This window comes from Streptomyces sp. NPDC001070 (assembly GCF_053598835.1).
In genome coordinates this window covers 25,134-48,456 of record NZ_JBSFLB010000001.1, presented here as the reverse complement: position 1 = coordinate 48,456, position 23,323 = coordinate 25,134, and the positions used below count along the sequence as shown (strand labels likewise).

The following is a 23,323-nucleotide window of genomic DNA, read 5'->3' as shown; positions in this document are numbered from 1 at the left end:
GCTGCGCGCGCGGGCCCCTCCGTTGCCGCTGCGGCGGCAGCCGCCCGGCAACAGAGGCCACGACGGGGCTCAACGCGGTGTCCGCGGCAGGCAGAACGGACGTGCTCCGCCCCGAACCTGCGACGTGCCCCGGCTGCCTGCGAACCCGTCTTGCGTGCCGTCGCCTTGACGCAGACGGCTGCCCGCGCGCCCTCCGTCCGGGAGGCGTGGGGCGCGGGTGAGGTGATGAGGCGCCGCTGGGCCCGAAGCGCGACCCGCGATGGGAGAAGCCGGTCCCCTGGGGCCTCCCAGGGCCGGTGGAGCGACCGGCACGTGCCGAGCGACGCGCGTACGCGGGCCCAGGACGCCCGCGCGCGGGGCCGGATGTCGGAGGCGTCTGGTAACACTGAGGCTGTGAGCAGCGAGGACGACCAGCACGTACCCCCGGCGGCGGAGCCGCACGGGGGAGAGCAGCTCGCGCTCATCCGGGAGACGGTGCGCAAGGCCAAGGAGCCCCGCGCCAAGCCGCGGACCTGGCGGGGGGCGGCGCTGGCCGAGGGGCTGCCGGTGGCCCGCGTCCTGGTCGACAAGGGCCTGCTCCACCTCGACCAGTACTTCGACTACGCGGTGCCCGCCGCGATGGACACCGAGGCGCAGCCCGGCGTGCGCGTCCGGGTGCGGTTCGGCGGGCGCGTGGTCAAGGGCGGCCGCCGTGAGGGCGGGGAGCTGCACGACGGCTTCATCGTGGACCGGCTGCCCGAGAGCGACTACCGCGGCCCCCTCGCCCCGCTCGCTCAAGTGCTGTCGCCCGAAGAGGTGCTGACCCCGGGGCTGCTCCGGCTCTGCCGCGCCGTCGCCGACCGCTATGCGGGCGCCCTCGCCGACATCGTGCAGCTCGCGGTGCCGCCCCGCCGGGCCAAGGTCGAGGCCGAGCCGGCACGGGAGCCGCTGCCGGCGCCGCGCGCCCCCGAGCCGGGGCCGTGGCTGCGTTACCCGACGGGGCCGGCGTTCCTGCAGGCACTGGCGCGCGGTGACACCCCGCGAGCGGTGTGGACGGCGCTGCCCGGTCCGTACTGGCCGGAGGAGATCGCCCGCGCGATGGCGGCGGCGCTGGCGTCGGGGCGCGGGGCCCTGGCCGTCGTGCCGGACGGCCGTGCCGCCGCGCGCGTCGACGAGGCGCTGACGGCACTCGTCGGCGAGGGCCGCCATGTGCTGCTGACCGCGGACGCCGGCCCCGAGGAGCGGTACCGACGCTGGCTCGCGGTGAGCCGGGGCAGCGTACGCGCCGTCGTCGGCACCCGGGCCGCGATGTTCGCGCCGGTGGCGGACCTGGGGCTGGCCGTGCTCTGGGACGACGGCGACTCCAGCCACGCCGAGCAGCACGCGCCGCAGCCCCACGCCCGGGACGTCCTGCTGCTGCGGGCCGCTGAGGAGCGCGCGGGCTTCCTGCTGGGCGGACTCACCTGCACCGTGGAGGGCGCGCAGCTGGTCGACACCCAGTGGGCCCTGCCGCTCACCGCGCCACGCGAGCGGGTACGGGCCGCCGCGCCCCTGGTGCGTACGGTCGGCGAGGGCGACGAGGCGCGGGACGCCGCCGCGCGCGCGGCGCGGCTGCCCTCGGTGGCGTGGCAGGTCACGCGGGAGGCGCTGCAGCGCGGCCCGGTGCTGGTGCAGGTGCCCCGGCGGGGCTATGTGCCGCGGCTGGCCTGCGAGCGGTGCCGTGAGCCCGCGCGGTGCGCGCACTGCGCCGGGCCGCTGGAGCTCGGCGACGGCGACAGCGCGCCGCACTGCGGCTGGTGCGGGCGGCCCGAGGCGGCCTGGCACTGCAAGGAGTGCGGCGGCTTCCGCCTGCGCGCCCAGGTGGTCGGCGCCCGCCGTACCGCCGACGAGCTGGGCCGGGCGTTCCCCAAGGTGCCCGTGCGGACATCGGGGCGCGACGGCGTGCTGGCATCGGTGCCGGACACCCCCGCGCTGGTGATCTCGACCCCGGGTGCCGAACCGGTCGCCGAGGGCGGGTACGCGGCCGCGCTGCTGCTGGACGGCTGGGCCCTGCTCAACCGCCCGGACCTGCGGGCGGGGGAGGAGACCCTGCGCCGCTGGGCCGCGGCGGCGGCCCTGGTGCGCCCGGCCGGCGAGGGCGGCACGGTGGTCGTCCTCGCGGAGCCCACACTCCGGCCCGTGCAGGCCCTGGTCCGCTGGGATCCGGTCGGCCACGCGGTGCGCGAGCTGGCCGAACGGGCGGAGCTGGGCTTCCCGCCGGTCTCCCGGATGGCATCGGTCAGCGGCCGCCCCGCCGCCGTCGCCGATCTGCTGGCCACCGTCCGGCTCCCGGAGGGCACCGATGTCCTCGGGCCGGTCCCGCTGCCGATCGTCGATCCGGCGCGGCCCCGCCGTTCCGGCGACACCCCTCCCGGTGAACGCTGGGAGCGCGTGCTGCTGCGCGTACCGCCCGGCAACGGGGCCGCTCTGGCGGCGGCCCTCAAGTCCGCGCAGACGGCCCGCATCGCCCGCAAGGAGCCCGACCCCGTCCGCGTGCGCATCGACCCCCCGGACATCGGATAGCGGCCGCCCCGTACGAAAAACGCTTGATCCACCGTTCTAGGGTGGTGGTCATGACAACCATGCCCGCCTGGAGAAGATCACGCCTGCCAACGTCGGCGCCGCCATCGGCCTGAAGGTCCGCCCCGACCAAGAGCACCTGGTGGCACCGGTCGTGAAGTCCCTGGCGGAGGCGTACGCGTACGGGGAGACGGCCTGGCCCCGGCTCATCCTCGACGGCGACCGGGTCGTCGGTTTCCTCATGGCGTACTTCGACATCGATTTCGCGGGTGACGGAAGTGGCGCCGACCTGCGCTCCGGCCTCTGGCGCCTCGCCATCGCGGCGGGCGAGCAGGGCCGCGGCTACGGCAGGTTCGCGGTCGAGTCCGTGGCCGCCGAGATCCGCCACCGGGGCGGCACCCGGATCACCACCAGCTGGCATCCCGGCGACAACGGCCCGGAACGCTCCTACCTGGGGCTCGGCTTCCGGCCGACCGGGGAGACAAGCGGGGGCCAGACGGTGGGGGAGCGGGAGCTGGACGGACCGTCGCCGGAGCGTCCGCGGCCCTGACCGCGGCGCGTCCGGCCGCGCACCCGCCCGCCCCGGCGCCCGCCCCGGCGTCCGTCCCGTCGGCGTGGCGGGCGGCGGGGCGGGGATGTGCTTCGGGAGACGCCGGGTCAGCCGGTGCGCGGGGAGGGGACGGCGCCGGGGACGGCCTCGTCGCGGGCGGCCGGAGCGGCGTGCGCGGGCATCGCGCGGGCCGCCGGGACGGACGGCACGGCGGCCGGGGCCGGGGCCGGGGGCTCGCCGTGCACCTCCGCCACGGCCGGGCCCGCCGGCGCGGTGCGCCGGTTGCCGTACCGCCGGTGGACGGCCTGCTTGGTGACGCCCAGCGCGGAGCCGACGGCGTCCCAGCTGAAGCCCAGGGACCGGTCGAACTCGACGGCCGCGGTCACCAGGGTCTCGACGCTGTCCCGCAGCTCCTGGGCGAGGCGGACGGTCGGGGCGGGGGCACGGCCGTAGACCACGAATCCCGCGGACGGTCCGCCCCGCCGGGGACGGTAGACATTGCCCAGCTGGGCGGTGAGGGTGCGCAGGGCGTCGACCTGTCGGCGGACCCGCTCGATGTCCCGCACCAGCAGGTGAAGGCTCGCCCTGGCCTGGGCGTCGTGAGTTGCGTGTTCGGGCATCAACTGGCCTCTCGAACCGGCTCTTGTGGGTCAATCTCCTTTGACCCAACGCGCCAGACTCCCGTGGAGTCACGCATAAGGGGCGCATCGTACCCTCCAGGGGGCGTGCGCAGCAGTGCGCGCCCCCACTCCACCGGCCCATAGACTGGGGCGGTTGCCCTGTCACCGTACGACCACGGAGCCACCGCGTGTCCATCCAGCCGATCCGCCTCTTCGGCGACCCCGTGCTGCGCATGAAGGCGCAGCCCGTGACCGTCTTCGACAAAGAGCTGCGCACCCTCGTCAAGGACCTCGAGGAGACCATGCGGGACGCCCCGGGCGCCGGCCTGGCGGCCCCTCAGATCGGCGTCTCGCTGCGGGTGTTCACGTATTACGTCGACGGGGAGCTCGGCCACCTGGTCAACCCCGACCTCAGCCTGAGCGACGACGAGCAGGACGGCCCCGAGGGCTGCCTCTCCCTGCCCGGCCTCCGCTTCGACACCAAGCGTGCCTACGGGGTCGTCGCCAAGGGCTTCAACATGCACGGCGACCCGGTGACCATCGAGGGCACCCAGCTGCTCGCCCGCTGCATCCAGCACGAGACCGACCACCTCGACGGCATCATCTTCATCGACCGCCTCGACCGCGAGCAGCGCAAGGCCGCGATGAAGGCGATACGCGAGGCCGAGTGGACCGGGCAGCCCGCGCCCCAGGTCCGTGTCTCCCCCCACAGCACGTTCGGCCGCGCACTGTAGAGCCGCGCACTGGAGAAAGGCACCCCGCACGCATGAGGCTCGTCTTCGCCGGCACCCCCGAGGTCGCCGTCCCCGCCCTCGACGCCCTGATCGCCTCCGGCCGGCACGAGGTCGTCGCCGTCGTCACCCGGCCGGACGCCACGGCGGGCCGCGGCCGCAAGCTCGTCGCCAGCCCGGTGGCCCAGCGCGCGGAGGAGGCCGGCATCGAGGTCCTCAAGCCCGCCAAGCCCCGCGACGAGGACTTCCTCGCCCGGCTCCGCGAGATCGCCCCCGACTGCTGCCCGGTCGTCGCCTACGGCGCGCTGCTGCCGCGCGTGGCCCTCGACGTGCCCGCCCACGGCTGGGTCAACCTGCACTTCTCCCTGCTTCCCGCCTGGCGCGGCGCCGCTCCCGTGCAGCACGCGGTCATGGCCGGTGACGAGGTCACCGGCGCCGCGACCTTCCTCATCGAGGAGGGCCTCGACTCGGGACCGGTCTACGGCGTCGTCACCGAGGACGTCCGCCCCCGGGACACCAGCGGCGACCTGCTCACCCGGCTCTCGCACAGCGGCGCGAAGCTGCTGGCCGCCACGATGGACGGCATCGAGGACGGCACCCTGGAGGCCCGCCCGCAGCCGGCCGAGGGCGTCAGCCTGGCACCGAAGATCACCGTCGAGGACGCCCGCGTCGACTGGAACGCCCCCGCCCTGCGCGTGGACCGGGTGGTCCGCGGTTGCACCCCCGCGCCCGGCGCCTGGACCCTCTTCGGCGGCGAACGGCTCAAGATCGGCACGGTCACCCTGCTCGCCGAGCGCACCGACCTGGCCCCCGGCGAGCTCGAGGTCACCAAGCGCGCCGTGTACGTCGGCACGGGCAGCCACGCGGTCGAGCTCGGCGAGGTGCGCCCGCAGGGCAAGAAGCCGATGCCCGCCGCCGACTGGGCCCGCGGTGTCCGCGTGCCCTCCGGCGAAAGGCTCGGCGCGTAACCGCGCGAGCCCCACGTACGCTCGAAGCGGGGGCGCACCGCGCCCCGCCGTACCACCGACACTCCCGGAGCACCTTTCACGTGAGCGAACCGTCACGCCGCCGACCGCATCCCGCCGCCCGCCAGGGCCGCACCCAGGGCAGGCCCCCGCAGGGCGGCCGGCCCTACCGCAAGCCCCAGCGCGACCCGGTGCGCATCCTGGCGTTCGAGGCACTGCGGGCGGTCGACGAGCGCGACGCGTACGCCAACCTCGTCATGCCCGCGCTGCTGCGCGAGGCCGAGGCCGAGGCGGCGCGCAAGGGCCGGGAGTTCGACCGGCGCGACGCGGCGCTCGCCACCGAGCTGGTCTACGGCACCCTGCGCCGCCAGGGCACGTACGACGCCGTCATCGCGGCCTGCGTCGACCGGCCGCTGCGCGAGGTCGACCTGCCCGTGCTGGACGTGCTGTCGCTCGGCACGCACCAGCTGCTGGGCACCCGCATCCCCACGCACGCCGCGGTGTCCGCCACCGTCGAGCTGGCCCGCGTGGTCCTCGGCGACGGCAGGGCGAAGTTCGTCAACGCCGTGCTGCGCCGGATCGCGGCGAAGGACCTGGACGCCTGGCTGGACGACGTGGCGCCGCCGTACGACGAGGACCCCGAGGACCACCTCGCCGTCGTCCACTCGCACCCGCGGTGGATCGTCTCGGCCCTGTGGGACTCCCTGGGCGGCGGGCGCGCCGGCATCGAGGAGCTGCTCGCCGCGGACAACGAGCGCCCCGAGGTCACCCTGGTGGCCCGGCCGGGACGCGCCACGCCGCAGGAGCTCGCCGACGCGCTCCCGGCGGACGCCACGCTCCCCGGCCGCTGGTCGCCCTTCGCGGTCCGGCTCACCGAGGGCGGCGACCCCGCGACCGTCGAGGCCGTGCGCGAGGGCCGCGCCGGCGTCCAGGACGAGGGCAGCCAGCTCGTCGCCGCCGCCCTGGCCTCGGCCCCGCTGGGCGAGGGCCCGGACCGGCTCTGGCTGGACGGCTGCGCGGGCCCCGGCGGCAAGGCGGCCCTGCTCGGCGCGCTCGCGGCGGAGCGCGGGGCGGCCCTGGTCGCCTCCGAGAAGCAGCCGCACCGCGCCCGGCTCGTCGCCCGTGCCCTGTCCGGCAACCCCGGCCCGTACGAGGTGATCGTCGCCGACGGCACCCGCCCCGCCTGGCGCCCCGGGGCCTTCGACCGCGTCCTGGTCGACGTGCCCTGCACCGGCCTGGGCGCCCTGCGCCGCCGCCCCGAGGCCCGCTGGCGCCGCCGCGCCGAGGACGTCGCGGGCTTCGCACCCCTGCAGCGCGGCCTGCTGGAGTCCGCCCTGCGCGCGGTGCGCGTCGGCGGCGTCGTCGGCTACGCGACCTGCTCGCCGCACGCCGCCGAGACCCGCGCCGTCGTCGAGGACGTCCTGGGCCGCCCCGGAGCCGTCCGCGCCGAATGGGTCGACGCCCGCCCCCTGATGCCCGGCGTCCCCGACCTGGGCGAGGGCCCCGACGTCCAGCTCTGGCCCCACCTGCACGGCACCGACGCGATGTACCTAGCCCTGCTGCGCCGCACCGGCGACTGAGCGGCAGCCCGTCCCGCGGATCCCCGGCCGGCGGGGCCGGCGGTGTGACGCGATGACGGTGCGCCGCCCGGGCGTCCGGGCGGCACACCGTCGGCCGTGGGTCGCTCAGCAGTAGAGGTCGGCGCCCGGGCTGACCCCGAGGATTCCCGTGAACTGCTGGTAGTTGTTGACGCGGCTCTGGACCTGGGCGGGGTTGCGGCCGTCGCATTCGAGGGAGCCGTTGATGGAGCGGATGGTCTGGCCGAAGCCGGCCTGGTTCACCATGGCGTTGTGCGGGGTCATCGTGCCGGGGCCGTTTTGGGTGTTCCAGTACCACAGGCCGGTCTTCCAGGCGACGGCCGCGTCCTGCTCGACCCGCCAGGGGTTGCCCAGCAGGTCGATGCCGAGGGCGTCGCCGGCGGCCTTGTAGTTGAAGTTCCAGCTGAGCTGGATGGGGCCGCGGCCGTAGTAGGCGGACTGACCGGCCGGGCAGCCGTAGGGCTGGCCCCAGTCGCAGTAGTGGGGGTAGTTGGCCGTGTTCTGCTCGACCACGTACACCAGGCCGCCCGTCTCGTGGCTGACGTTGGCCAGGAAGGCGGCGGCCTCCTGCTTCTTCACGGTGTCGCTGCCGGTGTTGGCGAAGCCGGGGTACTCGGACAGGGCCGCGACCAGGCCGCTGTAGGTGTAGAAGCCGTTGCGGCCCGGGAACATCTGGTTGAACTGGGCCTCGCTGACGACGAATCCGGAGGGGTCGGTGCCTCCGCCACCGCCGCTCGCGGGGGCGTTCCACTTCTGGTTGGCCCCTCCGGTGCAGCTCCAGATCTGCAGCCGGGTGGCGTTGGCGGAGTTGTTGTCCCGGACGTCCAGGCACTTGTTCGCGGCGGGGTTGACGATGTCGTGGGCCGCGGTGACCACCCACTGCTGGTTGGCGCCCCCGGAGCAGTCCCACAGCTGGACCGCGGCCCCGTCGGCGGTGCTGCGGTCGACGACGTCGAGGCACTTGCCGAGCGCGCGCAGCGTGCCGTCGCCGGGGTTGGACCAGCGCTGGGCGTTGGTCCCGTTGCAGTCGTAGAGCTGCACGGCGGTGCCGTTGGCGCTGTTCGCCGCCGCGACGTCGACGCATTTACCGGCCAGCCCGGTGATCTGGCCGTCCGCCGCCCGGGCGGACGGAGTCGCGACGAACAGCGTGGCGAGGATCGCGGCGAGTACGGCGAACACGACGGACGGGCCCAGGGCGGCACGCCCGGCCGGGAGCCTTCTGGCGAGGAACGTGGACATGGGGGAGTCGCTCCTTACCCGGCCCGGGGCCGAGGTGGTGGGGGGAGGGAGCTTTGCGGGGTGCCCCGCACGGTCGGCGCGGATCGGCGGAGATCACGCGGGGGCGCGGCATGTGTCGTGTGTCGGGTGATGTGAACTGGCCTACGGCACCGTCCCGTTGGGCCCGGCTTAGGTCTAGACCATGACAGGCTGACGAGGTCACGTCAACACTGGCGGACCATGTGGCCTCGGACTCTCCTCCCCTTCCTGCGGTTCCCGGCTCGCCGGCGCGGCGACCGCGCGATGCTCCTCGGCAGCGGCAACCGTCACCATGGAACCGGAACACCCTCGAGCTGCTCAGCCGTCGCACCTCGCGCTGGGCGCCGAACCGCGACAGGAAGGAACCACCGCGATGTCCGCGGAGAGCAACTGGGGCGGCAACATCGCCTTCACCGCACGACGGCTCCACCACCCGGAGTCCGTTGCCGAGCTGCAGGAGATCGTGGCCCGCTCCGGCCGGGTCCGGGCCCTCGGCACCCGGCACTCGTTCAGCACCATCGCGGACACCGACGGCGAGCACATCTCGACCTCACGGCTGCCCGCCCTGATCGACGTCGACCGGACCGCCCGCACCGCCACGGTGAGTTCCGGGCTGCGCTTCGGTGAGATCGTCCGGGCGATCGACGACGCGGGCCTCGCGCTGCACAACCTCGGCTCCCTGCCGCACATCTCCGTCGCCGGCGCGTGCGCCACCGGCACGCACGGCTCCGGCACGGCGAACGGCTGCCTGGCCACGGCGGTGCGCGCGCTGACCATGGTCACCGCCGACGGCGAGTGCGTCGAGATCAGGCGCGGCGACCCGGACTTCGACGGATCCGTCGTCGCCCTGGGCGCCATCGGCATCGTCACCCGGCTCACGCTCGACCTCGTCCCCGCCTTCGCCATGCGGCAGTGGGTCTACGAGGACATGCCGGAGCAGGACTTCCGCCGGGACTTCGACGCGGTGATGTCCGCCGCGTACAGCGTCTCGGTGTTCACCCGGTGGCGCGATCGCGCGGCCGACCAGGTGTGGCTCAAGGAGCGCGTCGAGGGGGACGGGGACGGTGCGCGGCAGGCTCCTGAGCGGTGGCACGGGGCCGTCCTGGCCGACGGGGACAGGCATCCGATCCCCGGCATGCCGGCCGGGCACTGCACGCCGCAGCAGGGCGTCGTCGGGCCCTGGCACGAGCGGCTGCCGCACTTCCGGCTGGAGTTCACCCCGAGCAGCGGGGAGGAGATCCAGTCGGAGTACTTCGTCGACCGGCGCGACGCCCCGGCCGCGTTCGACGCCCTGTGGCGCGTGCGGGAGCGGTTCGCCCCCGTGGTGCAGATCGGCGAGATCCGCAGCGTGGCGGCGGACTCCCTGTGGCTCAGCCCCGCCCACGGCCGTGACAGCGTCGCCTTCCACTTCACCTGGATCCCGGACACCCCGGCGGTGACGCAGGCGCTCAAGGTTGTCGAGGAGGCCCTGGCGCCCTTCTCCGCCCGGCCGCACTGGGGCAAGCTCTTCACCCCGTCCCCCGACGCCCTGCGCACGCTCTACCCGCGGTACGACGACTTCCGGGGTCTCGTCGCGCGACGGGACCCCTCGGGCACCTTCGGCAACGCCTTCATGCGGGAGCACTTCCCGGGCTGACGACACACAGGGGCGGCCACGCGCCCGGCCCCGCCCCCACCCCCGCCCCGGCACCAAAATGCTCCCCCTCCGGGGCGGTCATAGACTGACGGCGGCCGAAATGTCCCATATGAGAGAGTTGGGCATCATGTCCAAGCGTGGTAACAAGCGGCGCGCCCGGAAGAAGAAGGGCGCCAACCACGGCAAGCGTCCCAACGCGTGAGACGCGTCGTACCGCACATGACCGCCCGCGCCCCGCGCGGGCGGTCAGTGCGTGTGGAAGGGCGCGGAGGAAGGGTGCGGGCCCGCCGGCCGGGCGGCGGCCACAGGGCGTGGACGAACCGCACCGGCGTACGGCCCGGCACCTTTGGCGCGGTCGGTCGGCTTTGCGGCGTGAGAATCGCGAGAAGTGGTGGCGTCGCCGCGGCCTCCGGGATCCACCGGATCAGGGTGCGCGGGCCGCCGTGCCCGGCGGTACCGCCCGTCCACCATCCGCCCTCACGTACCGGCGCGCGGGGCGTCCAATGCGGCCGGTTCCTCGGCCGGCGGTTCGGCCCGGGACCGGTCCAGCCGGCTGGGCCACCACACGCGATGACGCAGGTCGAGGGTGATCGCGGTGACCAGCACCGACCGCACGACCAGGGTGTCCAGAAGGACGCCGAAGGCGACCGCGAAGCCGATCTCGGCGAAGCCGACGACCGGCAGCGTCGCCAGGGCCGCGAACGTGCCGGCGAGCACGAGGCCCGCGGAGGTGATGACGCCGCCGGTGGCCGCCAGGCCGGTGAGGGTCCCCTCGCGGGTCCGGGACAGCGCGGTCTCCTCGCGGATCCGGGTCATCAGGAAGATGTTGTAGTCGATGCCCAGCGCCACCAGGAACACGAAGACGAACAGCGGGAAGGCCGTGTCCTCGCCCTCGAAGCCGAAGACGTGGCGGAACGCGAGCGCGCTGACGCCGAGGGCGGCCGCGAAGGAGAGCACCACCGTCCCGATGAGCACCAGCGGGGCCGTGAGGGCGCGCAGCAGGATGCCGAGGATCACCAGCACGACGACGAGGATCATGGGGATGAGCAGCTTGTTGTCGTGCGCGGCGGCGCGGCCCGCGTCGAGCTGGGCGGCCGTACCGCCGCCGACCTTGGCGTCGGCGCCGGGCAGGGCGTGCAGGGTTTCCCGGGCGCGGTCCACCGTGTCCTTGGCGGCCTGGCTGTCGGCCGGGTCGCTGAGGGTGGCCTCCAGGTAGACGCGGCCGTTCTTCTCCGCGGGCGCCCCTTGCGGTACGACCGTGGAGCCGGGGGCCACGCCCTTCACACCGCCGAGCGCGGCCCTCACCTCCTCCGCCGCTCCCTTGTCGGCGATCACCACCAGCGGCTGCCCGGAGCCCGCGGGGAAGTAGCGTGCCTCGACCTGCTGCCCGGTGACCGAGTCGGGGGTCCCGGTGAAGCTCTCGGCGTTGGTCAGGCCTCCGGCCTCCAGAGTGATCAGGCCCAGCGACATCGCGGCCAGCACGGCGGCGGTGCCCACCCAGACGGTGCGCGGCCGCCGGTCGATACGGCGCCCCACCCGGGACCACAGCCCGCTGCGGGTGGGTTCGGCCGATCCCATCTGCGGGATCGCGGGCCAGAAGATCCAGCGGCCCACGATGACCAGCAGGGCGGGGAAGAGCGTGAGCATCGCGGCCAGGCCGATGGCGATGCCGACGGCGGCGACCGGCCCGAGCCCGGAGGTCGAGTTCATCTCGGCGGCCAGCAGGCAGAGCATGCTCACCGCGACCGTTGCGGCGCTGGCGACGATCGCCGGTCCCGCCCGGTGCAGGGCCAGCGCCATGGCCTCGTGCCGGTCCTCGTGGCGTCGCAGCTCCTCGCGGTAGCGGGCCACCAGCAGCAGGGCGTAGTCCGTTCCGGCGCCGAACACCAGGACGGTGAGGATGCCCGCGCTCTGCGCGTTGACGACGAGGTCCGCGTGCTCGGCCAGCAGGTAGACGGCCGCCTGCGCGGTGAACAGCGCCCCGATGACCGAGACGACCGGCAGCAGGATGAGGGTGACGCTGCGGTACGTCAGCAGCAGGATGACGACGACCACGGCGAGCGCGCTGTACAGCAGGGTGCCGTCGATGCCCTCGAAGGCCTTCGCGGAGTCGGCCGCGAAGCCGCCCGGTCCGGTGATGTGGACGTCGAGGCCGCCGGTGTCCTCGTCGGTGACCGCGCGGATGTCGGCGACCGCGTCCGCGAGGCCCGTCCAGCCGCCCTCGTCCACGCTGATCGGGACGATGAGCTGCGCGGCACGCGCGCCGGCCGGGCGCTGCTCGTACACCGGGCCGACAATGCGGCCGCCGAAGACGCCGTGCTCCGTCATCTCCCGTATCCGCGCGGCGTCCTGATCGACCGTCGCACGGTCGGCGTCGGTCAGTCCTCCGGGCCGCGCGTAGACCACGACCGCGGGGGCGGTGTCGGGCAGGAACTGCTTCTGCAGCTCCAGCACCTGGGTGGACTCCGCGCTGCCCGGCAGCCAGGAGGAGGAGTCGTTGCGCTGGGCGTCGGTGAGCTTCTGCGCCAGCGGCGCGACGACCACCAGCAGGAGGAGCCACAGGGCGAGCACGGCCCATTTGCTGCGACGGCCGCAGACCAGTCCCGCCCAAGTGCGTGCAGCCTTCACACCCGCCACCTCCGCCTCGACAAGGCGTCCCCCGAGGAGTGCTCTCGATCCGCACAGCATCCCACGCCCGGCAGGGCCGTGCGGGGTGGTTTTCCACAGCCGTCAGCCCGGTGCGCGGGCAGGGAGCTTCCACCGCCATACTGGGAGCATGGCCGTGCAGATCAACCCCAGTATTCTCTCCGCCGACTTCGCGCGGCTCGCCGACGAGGCGCGGGCCGTCGAGGGCGCGGACTGGCTCCACGTCGATGTGATGGACAATCACTTCGTCCCCAACCTGACGCTCGGCGTGCCGGTTGTGGAGTCGCTCCGCAAGGCGACCGAGACCCCGCTCGACTGTCACCTGATGATCGCCGATCCGGATCGCTGGGCCCCGGCCTACGTCGAGGCGGGCGCGAGTTCCGTCACCTTCCACGTCGAGGCGGCCGCCGCGCCGGTGCGCCTGGCGCGCGAGATCCGCGCCAAGGGCGCGCGGGCGTCGATGGCGCTGAAGCCCGCCACGCCCGTCGAGCCGTACGAGGATCTGCTGCCCGAGCTCGACATGCTGCTGATCATGACCGTGGAGCCCGGCTTCGGCGGCCAGGCCTTCCTCGACATCATGCTCCCCAAGATCCGCCGGGCCCGGAAACTGATCGACAAGCACGGCCTGGATCTGTGGCTCCAGGTCGACGGCGGCGTCTCGGCCGCCACCATCGAGCGCTGCGCCGAGGCCGGCGCGGACGTCTTCGTGGCCGGTTCCGCCGTCTACGGTGCCGAGGACCCGGCCGAGGCCGTGCGGGGGCTGCGCAAGCAGGCGGCGGCTGCCTGCGCACACTGACCACTCCGTGGGCACCGTGCTCCGGTACTCCGGAGTACGTGCGAGGATGAGCGCGGAGCCGATCAGATGGGCAACTGGGGAGAGAACGTGACCACAGGCCGCACAGGGGTGCGCATGGGCCCCGGCGAGATGGTCCAGGCGGCGGCGATGGCGCGCCGCTTCTACCTGGAGGGAAAATCCAAGATCCAGATCGCCGAGGAGTTCGGCGTGAGCCGCTTCAAGGTGGCCCGGGTCCTGGAGACCGCCCTCGAACGTGACCTCGTGCGCATCGAGATCAGGGTCCCGGCGGAACTCGACGCCGAGCGCTCCGACGCTCTGCGGGCCCGCTACGGGCTCCGCCACGCCGTCGTCGTCGAGTCGCCCGCCGACGAGACCGACGGCCCCGACCCGGAGAACCTGGGCGCGGTCGCCGCGCAGCTGCTCGGCGAACTGGTCAGCGAGGGCGACGTGCTCGGCCTCGCCTGGGGGCGCTCCATCATCACCATGGCCAACGCCCTCGACCGGCTGGCGCCGTGCACCGTCGTCCAGCTCACCGGCGTGTACGACGCGGGCACCGCCGACCGCGGCTCGGTCGAGGCGGTCCGCACCGCCGCGGCCGTCTCCGGCGGCGAGGCCCATCCGATGTACGCCCCCATGGTGCTGCCCGACCCGGCGACCGCCGCCGCGCTGCGCGCCCAGAGCGGCATCGCGGCCGCCATGAGCTACTTCGACAAGGTCACCGTGGCCGTGGTGTCGATCGGCTCGTGGGCGGCGGGCATCTCCACCGTCCACGACGCCCTGACCGAGACCGAGCGCGAGCACTACGCGTCTCTCGGCGTCGCCGCGGAGATGTCCTCGCACCTCTTCGACGCCGAGGGCCGGCTGGTCGGCCGTGACCTGGGCGAGCGCTGCATCACGATCGAGGCGGACCGCCTGCGCCGGATCCCCGAGGTACTCGCCATCGCCGGCGGGTTGCGCAAGGCCGCCGCCGTCGACGCCGTGCTCCGGTCCGGCCTGGTCACCAGCATCGTCACGGACACCGCCGCCGCCGACTACCTGCTGGACTCCACCGCCCCCATGCCGCGCCCGGCCCTCGACCGGTCCGACCCGGCGGGGGCCCAGGGCGCGTAGGGCCCCGCGGCCGTCCGCAGGCGCGCCGCGGCGCGCCGGGCCGTCCGTGCTGTGGCAGCATCACCGCATGCCGACCGTCGTCGCATGCTGATCCGGGCCGCCCGCCGCGCCGCCGTTGTCGGCGTCGCGCTGCTGGGCTGTCTCACGCTGCTGCTCACCGGCTGCTCGTCGCTGCCCGTCGCGCCGGCCGCGGCGCTGCCGACGGTGGCCGCCGGCGACCTTCCGGCCGAGGCTCGGGAGACGCTCCGGCTGATCGACGCGGGCGGCCCCTTCCCGTACCCGAAGGACGGCTCGGTCTTCAACAACTTCGAGGGCATCCTGCCGGCGCACCCGCGCGGCCACTACCACGAGTACACCGTGCCGACCCCGGGGGAGCGGGACCGCGGCGCCCGCCGCATCGTCACCGGCTCCGGCGGGGAGGTCTACTACACCGACGACCACTACAAGAGCTTCAGGGCGGTCCGCAGATGACGGCAACGACGGTGCTGGACCTCCACGGGGTCACCACCAAGAGCGCGTTCATGGACCGCAGTGCCGAGCAGCTGCGGCTGCCGGACTGGTTCGGCCGTAACTGGGACGCCCTGTACGACTGTCTCACCGACCTGCCGGACCCCGTGCGGGGCGGGCTGCGTCTGGTCGTCCGCGGCTGGCAGGACTTCGCGGCCGCCGAGCCGGGGGAGTGGCAGACCGCGCGCCGGGTCCTCGCGGACGCGGCCGCCTTCCACGACCCCGCGGTGCTCCCCTTCGAGATCGTTTTGGAGGAACCTACGAGCGACCCTTCGTGAGCACCGGAGTTTCCTCCGTGTTCATTCGGGTCCTGCTCGTGCAAAAATGAAGTACGTGCGTTTCCTCAATGATGCAAAGCCTCCGTACGACCTGACGTACGACGACGTGTTCATGGTCCCCAGCCACTCCGCGGTGGGTTCCCGCCAGGGAGTCGACCTCTCCGCTCCCGACGGCACCGGCACCACCATTCCCCTCGTGGTCGCCAATATGACCGCCATCGCCGGACGGCGCATGGCCGAGACCGTCGCCCGTCGCGGAGGACTGGTCGTCATTCCCCAGGACATCCCGATCGAGGTGGTCACCGAGGTGATCAGCTGGGTCAAGCAGCGGCACCTCGTGCTCGACACCCCGATCGTCCTCGGCCCGCACGCCACCGTGGCCGACGCCCTGGCGCTGCTGCCCAAGCGCGCGCACGGCGCCGCCGTGGTCGTCGAGGACGGCCGCCCGGTCGGCATCGTCACCGAGCACGACCTCACCGGCGTGGACCGCTTCACCCAGGTGTCCGTGGTGATGTCCAAGGACCTCCTGCTGGTGCCCGCGGACATCGACCCGCGCGAGGCCTTCAACCGCCTGGAGGAGGCCAACCGCAAGCTCGCCCCCGCCGTCGACGCCGAGGGCCGGCTGGCCGGCATCCTCACCCGCAAGGGAGCGCTGCGCGCCACCCTCTACACCCCGGCCACCGACGCCCGGGGACGGCTGCGCATCGCCGCCGCCGTCGGCATCAACGGCGACGTCGCGGGCAAGGCCAAGCAGCTGCTCGACGCGGGTGTGGACACCCTGGTCGTCGACACCGCCCACGGTCACCAGGAGAACATGATCCAGGCCGTGAAGGCCGTGCGTGCCCTGGACCCGCGGGTGCCGATCGTGGCGGGCAACGTCGTCTCCGCCGAAGGCGTCCGCGACCTGGTCGAGGCCGGCGCCGACATCGTCAAGGTCGGCGTGGGCCCCGGCGCCATGTGCACCACCCGCATGATGACCGGGGTGGGCCGCCCGCAGTTCTCCGCCGTCCTGGAGTGCGCCGCCGAGGCCGCCAAGCACGGCAAGCACGTCTGGGCCGACGGCGGCGTCCGGCACCCGCGCGACGTCGCCATGGCGCTCGCGGCCGGCGCGTCCAACGTCATGGTCGGCTCCTGGTTCGCGGGCACCTACGAGTCGCCCGGCGACCTGCAGCAGACCGCCGACGGCCGGCCGTACAAGGAGAGCTTCGGCATGGCCTCCGCCCGCGCCGTGGCCAACCGGACCAGTGAGGACTCCGCGTACGACCGCGCCCGCAAGGGCCTGTTCGAGGAGGGCATCTCCACCTCGCGGATGTTCCTCGACCCGGCCCGCCCGGGTGTCGAGGACCTCATCGACTCGATCATCGCGGGCGTCCGCAGCTCCTGCACCTACGCCGGCGCCGCGAACCTCGCCGAGTTCGCCGACAAGGCCGTCGTCGGCATCCAGAGCGCCGCGGGCTACGCCGAGGGCAAGCCGCTGCACGCCAGCTGGCAGTAGTCGGCACCCCTGCCCGGGCGCCCCGTTCGCGGAAGCGGACGGGGCGCCCGGGCGACGGGGGAGACCCGCCACCACGGCGAATCGCCGGTTCGCCGCCCTTTCACGCAATGAACATGTGTTGATACGTAAAAGGGCATAATTATGCGATTCCGGCGACCTCTCGTATGGTCGTTCCCCGTAAGTGGAGCGGTGGCGACCCCATGGCTCGGCGGCCCTCATCCTGCGCGCGCCGGGACGCGCGCCCCGCGGGTGGAGCCGTGCGGGCCGCCCCATCGCCTTCTCCAGGCAGTGGCAGAGGAGCCTTCCCCGTGGCACGACCAGGCGCAGAGCCGACCGTCCGGGACCGGACGGAGACCATCGCCGCCCCTCCCGCCGCCCTCGGCAGCCGCCTCATGCGGCGCAAGCCCGTCGAGCGGCTGCTCACCGAGAGCGGCCGCGGCGCGGGCGGGCAGCTGAGGCGCTCGCTGGGCATGTGGCAGCTGACCATGATCAGCATCGGCGCGACGCTCGGCACCGGCATCTTCGTGGTGCTGGGCGAGGCCGTGCCCAAGGCCGGCCCCGCCGTCGTCATATCCTTCGTGATCGCGGGCCTGACCGCGCTCTTCTCGGCCCTCTCCTACGCCGAACTGGCCGGCACCATCCCGGTCTCCGGCTCCTCGTACTCCTACGCGTACGCCACCATGGGCGAACTCATCGCCTGGATCTGCGGCTGGTGCCTGATCCTCGAGTACGGGGTGTCCGTCGCCGCCGTCGCCGTCGGCTGGGGCCAGTACCTCAACGAACTGCTCGACGGCACCTTCGGCGTCACCATTCCGGCCGCCCTCGCCAACTCGCCCGGCGACGGGGGCGTCCTCAACATCCCCGCGCTGCTGGTCGTGCTGCTGGCCATGGGCTTCCTCCTGGGGGGTGCCAGGGAGAGCGCCCGCGCCAACACGATCATGGTCGTGGTGAAGATCGCCTCGCTGGTCCTCTTCTGCGCGGTCGCCTTCACCGGCATCCGGGCCGGCAACTACGCCCCGTTCGTGCCGCTCGGCCTCGGCGGCGTCAGCGCGGCCGGCGCCTCGTTGTTCTTCTCGTACATCGGCTTCGATGCCGCCTCCACCGCGGGCGAGGAGGCGAAGAACCCGCAGCGCGACATGCCGCGCGCGATCATGCTCTCGCTGCTGGTCGTCACCGCGCTGTACTGCCTGGTCGCGCTGGTCGCGGTCGGCGCCATGCCGTGGCAGGACTTCGGCGACGCCGACGCCGCCCTCGCCCGCATCATGGAGCAGGTCACCGGCGAGGGCTTCTGGGCCGTGCTGCTCGCGGCGGGCGCCGTCATCGCCATCGCCAGCGTCGTGCTGACCGTGCTCTACGGACAGACCCGCATCCTGTTCTCGATGTCCCGCGACGGCCTGGTCCCCAAGGTCTTCTCACGGGTCGGCCCGCGCACCGGCACCCCGGTCGCCAATACCGTGATCGTCTCGCTCTTCTGCGGCGTGCTGGCCGCCTGCGTGCCGCTCGGCGCCCTCGCCGACGCCACCAGCATCGGCACGCTCTTCGCGTTCGCCCTGGTCAACGTGGCGGTCATCGTGCTCCGCAGGACCCGCCCGGACATGCCGCGCGCCTTCCGGGTGGCCCTGTCCCCGGTCACGCCGGCGATCGGCTTCCTGCTGTGCGCGTGGATGATGTTCAGCTTCGACGCGATCACCTGGGAGTACTTCGCCGGGTGGATGGCGGTCGGGCTCGTAGTCTATTTCGCGTACGGCATGCGCCGTTCCCAGCTCGCTCGCGAAGAGAAGTGACCCACCCCCAGTGCGACTGAACGAACTCGACGAACGCATCGTCCACGCCCTCGCCGAGGACGCCCGCCGCTCCTTCGCCGACATCGGCGCCGTGGTGGGGCTCTCCGCCCCCGCCGTGAAGCGCCGGGTCGACCGTCTGCTGGCGGAGGGCGCCATCACCGGCTTCACCGTAAGGGTCGAGCCCGCGGCGCTGGGCTGGGAGACCGAGGCGTTCGTCGAGCTCTACTGCCGTCACAACACCTCGCCGGAGGACATCCGGCGCGGCCTGTCGCGCTACCCGGAGGTGGCGTCCGCCTCCACCGTCACCGGCGAGGCGGACGCCGTCGTCCAGATCTACGCCTCCGACGTGCGCCACTTCGAGCGTGTGCTGGAGCGGATCGCCGGCGAGCCCTTCGTGGAGCGCACCAAGTCGGTGCTGGTGCTCTCGCCGCTGCTGCGCCGCTACACCTCGGGTTCCCCGACCTGACGCGACCCGGGCGTGCCGCTCGATGCCGCCCCTCCGCTTGCGGGATCGCGATCACCGGGTGAGGGTCGGAAGCGTTCGTTTCCCGACGTATGGCCCGGCGGGAGAGTCCTCTGCGCGGTCAAGGAAGGAGCCCGCCATGAGTGCCGGGGAGGACGTCGGAGAAGAGGCGGCACCCGAAGGGCGGCGGCGTCGCCGTGAGAAGGCGCGCGCGAAGCACCCCTGGTGGCTGGAGCTGCTGGTGTGCGTCGCCGTGGCCCTGGTTCTCGCCTTCCTGATCAAGACCTTCTTCGTGCAGGCCTTCTCGATCCCTTCGGGATCCATGCAGAACACCCTGCAGGTGGGCGACCGCGTCCTGGTGGACAAGCTGACCCCGTGGTTCGGGGCGAAGCCGGAACGTGGTGAGGTCGTCGTCTTCCGCGATCCCGGCGGCTGGCTGCCCCCACAGCCCGAGCAGCAGACCAACCCCGTGGCGAGGGGGGTGCGCAACGCCCTCACCTTCATCGGCGTGGCCCCGTCGGGGAATGCGAAGGACCTGGTCAAGCGGGTGATCGCGGTCGGCGGTGACACCGTGGTGTGCAATCGGGGCGAGCCGGTCGAGGTCAACGGCAAGAGCCTCGACGAGCCGTACATCTACCCGGGGTCGACCCCGTGCGACAACTATCCGGTCGGCACCGTCAAGGTTCCCGCGAACCACCTGTGGGTCATGGGCGACCACCGCAACGAGTCCGCGGACTCCCGGCTCCACGGATTCGTGCCCGTGGACGACGTGGTCGGCCGGGCCTTCACGGTGGCCTGGCCGCTCTCGCAATGGGCCACCCTGCCGGTGCCCCCCACGTTCCACCAGGTGCCGCCGCCCACCCGTTGAGACGCCCGCGACCGCTTGGACGCAACGAATCGCCGCGAAGGCGCCGAAGCGCGCAATGAATCGACGGTCGGTGCGCAACGGACGCGTCTTGTCGCGCGGGCGCCCGGAATCGTACCGTCGAGGCAGACCCGGAACAGGCTTCCCACCAGGCGAAAGAGGCTCCATGGCGCCGCTGCGCACCGCGCTGTACCAAGGCCCGAGCGGCGTACCCTCCTCCGTCGACGACAGCCTCGCCGCGCTCGACGCCGCCGCACGCCGGGCCTCCGCCGCGGGGGCCCGCCTGCTCGTCACCTCCGAGATGTTCCTGACCGGCTACGCGCTCGGCGACGCGGTCCCCGGCCTCGCCGAGGCGGCCGACGGCCCCTCCTCCGCCCGCGTCGCCCGGATCGCCGCCGGCCACGGCCTCGGGATCGTCTACGGCTACCCCGAGCGCGACGGCTGCGGTGTCTTCAACTCCGCCCAGTTGATCGGCCCGGACGGCGAGCGCCTCGCCAACTACCGCAAGACCCACCTCTTCGGTGACTTCGAGCGCACCTGGTTCACCCCCGGCGACGACACCGTCGTCCAGGCCGAGCTCGACGGCACCCGGATCGGCATCCTGATCTGCTACGACGTCGAGTTCCCGGAGACCGTGCGGGCCCACGCCCTGGCCGGCACCGAGCTGCTCGCCGTGCCCACCGCGCTGATGCGGCCCTACGAGTTCGTCGCCCAGAACCTCGTCCCGGTCCGCGCGTACGAGAGCCAGCTGCACGTGGCGTACGCCAACCGCTGCGGGCCCGAGGGCGAGTTCGACTTCGCCGGGCTCAGCTGCCTGGCCGGACCCGACGGCGCCGTCCGCGCCCGGGCCGGAGCCGGCGAGGAACTGGTCGTCGCCGACGCCGACCCCGAACTCCTGCGCGCGGTCCGCGAGGAGACGCCCTACCTGGACGACCGCCGCCCCGAGCTGTACCGCTCGCTGGGCTGACCCGCCCCCCCTTCGCCCCGCCCCCCGCTTCACAGCCAGGAGAGTCACGCCATGACGTCCACGGTGCCCACCGCGGTCCACGACGAGCAGCACCCCGAGGTGCAGTCGGCACCGCCGATCACGATGTTCGGCCCGGACTTCCCGTTCGCGTACGACGACTTCCTGGCGCACCCCGCGGGCCTCGGCTCCATACCCGCGACCGCGCACGGCACCGAGGTCGCGGTCATCGGAGGCGGCCTGTCCGGCATCGTCGCCGCCTACGAGCTGATGAAGATGGGCCTCAAGCCCGTCGTCTACGAGGCCGACACGATCGGCGGACGCCTGCGCACCGTCGGCTTCGACGGCTGCGACGAGGAGCTCACCGCCGAGATGGGCGCGATGCGCTTCCCGCCCTCCTCCACCGCCCTGCAGCACTACATCGACCTCGTGGGCCTGGAGACCAAGCCGTTCCCCAACCCGCTCGCGCCCGACACACCGTCGACCGTCGTCGACCTCAAGGGCGAGTCGCACTACGCCGAGACCATCGACGACCTTCCGCAGGTCTACCGCGACGTCGCCCACGCCTGGAACGCCTGCCTGGAGGAGGGCGCGGACTTCTCCGACATGAACCGCGCCATGCGCGAGCGCGACGTCCCGCGCATCCGCGAGATCTGGGCGAAGCTCGTCGAGAAGCTCGACAACCAGACCTTCTACGGCTTCCTCTGCGAGTCGGAGTCCTTCAAGTCCTTCCGCCACCGCGAGATCTTCGGCCAGGTCGGCTTCGGCACCGGCGGCTGGGACACCGACTTCCCCAACTCCATCCTGGAGATCCTGCGCGTCGTCTACACCGAGGCCGACGACCACCACCGCGGCATCGTCGGCGGCAGCCAGCAGCTCCCGCTGCGGCTGTGGGAGCGCGAACCGCGCAAGATCGTCCACTGGCCGTACGGCACCTCGCTGAAGTCGCTGCACGGCGGCGACCCGCGCCCGGCCGTCACCCGGCTGCACCGCACCGCGGGCAACCGGATCACGGTCACCGACGCGAACGGCGACATCCGCACCTACCGTGCCGCGATCTTCACTGCGCAGAGCTGGATGCTGCTCAGCAAGATCGACTGCGACGACTCGCTCTTCCCGATCGACCACTGGACGGCGATCGAGCGCACCCACTACATGGAGTCCAGCAAGCTGTTCGTGCCCGTCGACCGGCCGTTCTGGCTGGACAAGGACGAGGAGACCGGGCGCGACGTGATGAGCATGACGCTCACCGACCGCATGACCCGCGGCACCTACCTGCTGGACGACGGTCCCGACAAGCCCGCCGTGATCTGCCTGTCCTACACCTGGTGCGACGACAGCCTCAAGTGGCTGCCGCTGAGCGCCTCCGAGCGCATGGAGGTCATGCTCAAGTCGCTCGGCGAGATCTACCCGAAGGTCGACATCCGCGGGCACATCATCGGCAACCCGGTGACCGTTTCCTGGGAGAACGAGCCCTACTTCATGGGCGCGTTCAAGGCGAACCTGCCGGGCCACTACCGCTACCAGCGGCGCCTGTTCACCCACTTCATGCAGGACACCCTGCCCGAGGACAAGCGCGGCATCTTCCTCGCGGGTGACGACATCTCCTGGACGGCGGGCTGGGCGGAGGGCGCCGTGCAGACCGCGCTCAACGCCGTGTGGGGCGTCATGCACCAGCTCGGCGGCGGCACGGACCGGACCAACCCGGGCCCCGGCGACCTCTACGACGAGATCGCCCCGGTCATGCTCGACGAGGACTGACCACCCGGCCTCAGCGGCCCAGCGGAGTCAGCAGGAAACGCCCCACCAGCCCGACGCCCGCGTCGAGCTTCCCGGCGAACTCCTCGTACACCTCCGGCAGTCCACGCAGGGACCACAGCACGCGGGACGCGGCCCACGCCGCGTCCCGCGCGCGTTCCAGGCTCCAGGAACCGGCGAGATGGGTCAGCGGGTCGGCGACGTCCAGCAGGTCCGGGCCGGGCATCAGCTCCTCCCGTACGCGTTCCTCGACTGACGTCAGCAGATCCCCGACCCGGTCGAAATCCCGTTCCAGGACAGGGGGCTCGCACTCCAGCGCGGTGCAGGTGTCCACCACCGCGAGCGCCAGGTCGTGGCCCACGTGCGCGTTGATCCCGGCGAGCGCGAACTGCAGCGGCCGGATGCCGCGGTGCCCGCGCAGCTGCAGCAGCGGCCGCCAGCAGGCCGGGACGGCCCGGCCGTCGCGCGCGCCCTCGACCGCCCGCAGATAACGGTCGGCGAACCGGGCGGCCAGTTCGGCGGCAGCGACGGGATCGACGAAGCCGCCCGCGGCCAGGCGGCCGTCCAGCTCCCGCGTGACCGACAGATAGACACGGTTGAACACCGCCACCCCGTCCCGGTGCGGGAGTGCCGTGCCGAGCGCGCGCATGCGCGCCACCACCTGGCCCACCCCCGCGGGGGCGGGCCGCCGTGCCGTCGTCATGGGCACAGCGTCCCAGCAGGTCGCGTGGCGTGCGCGGCACGACGGCCGTGGCGTCCCCG

The 23,323-nt window shown here is 73.2% G+C and carries 21 protein-coding genes; 17 read left to right on the top strand and 4 right to left on the bottom strand.

Going from position 1 to position 23,323, the window contains the following annotated elements; all coding sequences use genetic code 11:
- The first annotated feature begins 393 nt into the window (after positions 1 to 393).
- Both ACWDAS_RS00245 and ACWDAS_RS00240 read left to right on the top strand, forming a co-directional pair.
- Positions 394 to 2,541 (top strand): primosomal protein N', encoded by a 2,148-nt coding sequence (locus tag ACWDAS_RS00245; RefSeq protein ID WP_450385931.1) that lies wholly within the window; start codon positions 394 to 396, stop codon positions 2,539 to 2,541.
- A gap of 67 nt (positions 2,542 to 2,608) precedes the next feature.
- Positions 2,609 to 3,088, top strand: a complete 480-nt coding sequence (locus ACWDAS_RS00240; protein WP_450386583.1) for a GNAT family N-acetyltransferase — start codon at positions 2,609 to 2,611, stop codon at positions 3,086 to 3,088.
- Between the two features lie 107 nt (positions 3,089 to 3,195).
- On the opposite strand, the gene ACWDAS_RS00235 is transcribed toward ACWDAS_RS00240, so the two are convergent.
- The gene (locus tag ACWDAS_RS00235; RefSeq protein ID WP_450385929.1) at positions 3,196 to 3,708 is read right to left on the bottom strand and encodes a hypothetical protein; all 513 of its coding nucleotides are present in this window, start codon (positions 3,706 to 3,708) and stop codon (positions 3,196 to 3,198) included.
- Between the two features lie 188 nt (positions 3,709 to 3,896).
- On the opposite strand from ACWDAS_RS00235, the gene def reads away from it, so the two are divergent.
- The 3 genes from def (at position 3,897) to ACWDAS_RS00220 (ending at position 6,984) form a co-directional block, all read left to right on the top strand.
- On the top strand, positions 3,897 to 4,442 hold the full coding sequence (def, locus tag ACWDAS_RS00230; protein ID WP_450385927.1) for a peptide deformylase: 546 nt from the start codon (positions 3,897 to 3,899) through the stop codon (positions 4,440 to 4,442).
- 32 nt (positions 4,443 to 4,474) lie between these two features.
- Positions 4,475 to 5,407, top strand: coding sequence for a methionyl-tRNA formyltransferase (fmt, locus tag ACWDAS_RS00225; RefSeq protein WP_450385925.1), 933 nt, complete (start codon positions 4,475 to 4,477; stop codon positions 5,405 to 5,407).
- A gap of 80 nt (positions 5,408 to 5,487) precedes the next feature.
- Positions 5,488 to 6,984, top strand: a complete 1,497-nt coding sequence (locus ACWDAS_RS00220; protein ID WP_450385923.1) for an RsmB/NOP family class I SAM-dependent RNA methyltransferase — start codon at positions 5,488 to 5,490, stop codon at positions 6,982 to 6,984.
- A gap of 105 nt (positions 6,985 to 7,089) precedes the next feature.
- On the opposite strand, the gene ACWDAS_RS00215 is transcribed toward ACWDAS_RS00220, so the two are convergent.
- On the bottom strand, positions 7,090 to 8,241 hold the full coding sequence (locus ACWDAS_RS00215) for a glycoside hydrolase family 19 protein (protein ID WP_450385921.1): 1,152 nt from the start codon (positions 8,239 to 8,241) through the stop codon (positions 7,090 to 7,092).
- 391 nt (positions 8,242 to 8,632) lie between these two features.
- On the opposite strand from ACWDAS_RS00215, the gene ACWDAS_RS00210 reads away from it, so the two are divergent.
- Complete coding sequence (locus ACWDAS_RS00210) at positions 8,633 to 9,895, top strand: FAD-binding protein (RefSeq protein ID WP_450385919.1); 1,263 nt, start codon at positions 8,633 to 8,635, stop codon at positions 9,893 to 9,895.
- Positions 9,896 to 10,022: 127 nt separating this feature from the next.
- Positions 10,023 to 10,097: a 50S ribosomal protein bL37 gene (locus tag ACWDAS_RS00205; protein ID WP_373297613.1), complete on the top strand. Its 75-nt coding sequence runs from the start codon at positions 10,023 to 10,025 to the stop codon at positions 10,095 to 10,097.
- Positions 10,098 to 10,372: 275 nt separating this feature from the next.
- Here ACWDAS_RS00205 and ACWDAS_RS00200 read toward each other — a convergent pair whose 3' ends face one another.
- Positions 10,373 to 12,523 (bottom strand): MMPL family transporter, encoded by a 2,151-nt coding sequence (locus ACWDAS_RS00200; protein WP_450385917.1) that lies wholly within the window; start codon positions 12,521 to 12,523, stop codon positions 10,373 to 10,375.
- A gap of 148 nt (positions 12,524 to 12,671) precedes the next feature.
- On the opposite strand from ACWDAS_RS00200, the gene rpe reads away from it, so the two are divergent.
- The 10 genes from rpe (at position 12,672) to ACWDAS_RS00150 (ending at position 22,564) form a co-directional block, all read left to right on the top strand.
- Complete coding sequence (rpe, locus tag ACWDAS_RS00195) at positions 12,672 to 13,337, top strand: ribulose-phosphate 3-epimerase (protein WP_361802567.1); 666 nt, start codon at positions 12,672 to 12,674, stop codon at positions 13,335 to 13,337.
- Positions 13,338 to 13,403: 66 nt separating this feature from the next.
- A complete protein-coding gene (locus ACWDAS_RS00190) occupies positions 13,404 to 14,447 on the top strand; it encodes a sugar-binding transcriptional regulator (RefSeq protein ID WP_450385915.1) in 1,044 nt (347 codons plus the stop codon).
- 84 nt (positions 14,448 to 14,531) lie between these two features.
- On the top strand, positions 14,532 to 14,918 hold the full coding sequence (locus ACWDAS_RS00185; protein ID WP_450385913.1) for a ribonuclease domain-containing protein: 387 nt from the start codon (positions 14,532 to 14,534) through the stop codon (positions 14,916 to 14,918).
- A complete protein-coding gene (locus ACWDAS_RS00180; protein ID WP_450385911.1) occupies positions 14,915 to 15,232 on the top strand; it encodes a barstar family protein in 318 nt (105 codons plus the stop codon). The genes ACWDAS_RS00185 and ACWDAS_RS00180 overlap by 4 nt, the downstream gene beginning before the upstream one ends.
- A 46-nt stretch (positions 15,233 to 15,278) precedes the next feature.
- On the top strand, positions 15,279 to 16,727 hold the full coding sequence (locus ACWDAS_RS00175) for a GuaB1 family IMP dehydrogenase-related protein (RefSeq protein ID WP_450385909.1): 1,449 nt from the start codon (positions 15,279 to 15,281) through the stop codon (positions 16,725 to 16,727).
- A gap of 308 nt (positions 16,728 to 17,035) precedes the next feature.
- Positions 17,036 to 18,511, top strand: coding sequence for an amino acid permease (locus ACWDAS_RS00170; RefSeq protein WP_450385907.1), 1,476 nt, complete (start codon positions 17,036 to 17,038; stop codon positions 18,509 to 18,511).
- Between the two features lie 10 nt (positions 18,512 to 18,521).
- A complete protein-coding gene (locus ACWDAS_RS00165; RefSeq protein ID WP_450385905.1) occupies positions 18,522 to 18,977 on the top strand; it encodes an Lrp/AsnC family transcriptional regulator in 456 nt (151 codons plus the stop codon).
- A gap of 136 nt (positions 18,978 to 19,113) precedes the next feature.
- Entirely contained in the window at positions 19,114 to 19,842 is a 729-nt protein-coding gene (gene lepB / locus ACWDAS_RS00160; RefSeq protein ID WP_450385903.1) for a signal peptidase I, read from the top strand.
- 163 nt (positions 19,843 to 20,005) lie between these two features.
- On the top strand, positions 20,006 to 20,806 hold the full coding sequence (locus ACWDAS_RS00155; RefSeq protein ID WP_450385901.1) for a carbon-nitrogen hydrolase family protein: 801 nt from the start codon (positions 20,006 to 20,008) through the stop codon (positions 20,804 to 20,806).
- Positions 20,807 to 20,857: 51 nt separating this feature from the next.
- Positions 20,858 to 22,564, top strand: a complete 1,707-nt coding sequence (locus ACWDAS_RS00150; RefSeq protein WP_450385899.1) for a flavin monoamine oxidase family protein — start codon at positions 20,858 to 20,860, stop codon at positions 22,562 to 22,564.
- A 10-nt stretch (positions 22,565 to 22,574) separates the two neighbouring features.
- Here ACWDAS_RS00150 and ACWDAS_RS00145 read toward each other — a convergent pair whose 3' ends face one another.
- Positions 22,575 to 23,264, bottom strand: coding sequence for a DUF5995 family protein (locus ACWDAS_RS00145; protein WP_450385897.1), 690 nt, complete (start codon positions 23,262 to 23,264; stop codon positions 22,575 to 22,577).
- Positions 23,265 to 23,323: the final 59 nt, after the last annotated feature.

Excerpts from the sequence above, each read along its gene's own strand:
- ACWDAS_RS00215 (WP_450385921.1), bottom strand. The coding sequence starts at position 8,241 with ATGTCCACGTTCCTCGCCAGAAGGCTCCCGGCCGGGCGTGCCGCCCTG.
- ACWDAS_RS00190 (WP_450385915.1), top strand. The coding sequence starts at position 13,404 with ATGGGCAACTGGGGAGAGAACGTGACCACAGGCCGCACAGGGGTGCGC.
- lepB (WP_450385903.1), top strand. The coding sequence starts at position 19,114 with ATGAGTGCCGGGGAGGACGTCGGAGAAGAGGCGGCACCCGAAGGGCGG.
- ACWDAS_RS00235 (WP_450385929.1), bottom strand. The coding sequence starts at position 3,708 with ATGCCCGAACACGCAACTCACGACGCCCAGGCCAGGGCGAGCCTTCAC.
- ACWDAS_RS00185 (WP_450385913.1), top strand. The coding sequence starts at position 14,532 with ATGCTGATCCGGGCCGCCCGCCGCGCCGCCGTTGTCGGCGTCGCGCTG.
- fmt (WP_450385925.1), top strand. The coding sequence starts at position 4,475 with ATGAGGCTCGTCTTCGCCGGCACCCCCGAGGTCGCCGTCCCCGCCCTC.
- ACWDAS_RS00210 (WP_450385919.1), top strand. The coding sequence starts at position 8,633 with ATGTCCGCGGAGAGCAACTGGGGCGGCAACATCGCCTTCACCGCACGA.
- ACWDAS_RS00175 (WP_450385909.1), top strand. The coding sequence starts at position 15,279 with ATGAAGTACGTGCGTTTCCTCAATGATGCAAAGCCTCCGTACGACCTG.
- ACWDAS_RS00150 (WP_450385899.1), top strand. The coding sequence starts at position 20,858 with ATGACGTCCACGGTGCCCACCGCGGTCCACGACGAGCAGCACCCCGAG.
- ACWDAS_RS00180 (WP_450385911.1), top strand. The coding sequence starts at position 14,915 with ATGACGGCAACGACGGTGCTGGACCTCCACGGGGTCACCACCAAGAGC.
- ACWDAS_RS00145 (WP_450385897.1), bottom strand. The coding sequence starts at position 23,264 with ATGACGACGGCACGGCGGCCCGCCCCCGCGGGGGTGGGCCAGGTGGTG.
- rpe (WP_361802567.1), top strand. The coding sequence starts at position 12,672 with ATGGCCGTGCAGATCAACCCCAGTATTCTCTCCGCCGACTTCGCGCGG.
- ACWDAS_RS00155 (WP_450385901.1), top strand. The coding sequence starts at position 20,006 with ATGGCGCCGCTGCGCACCGCGCTGTACCAAGGCCCGAGCGGCGTACCC.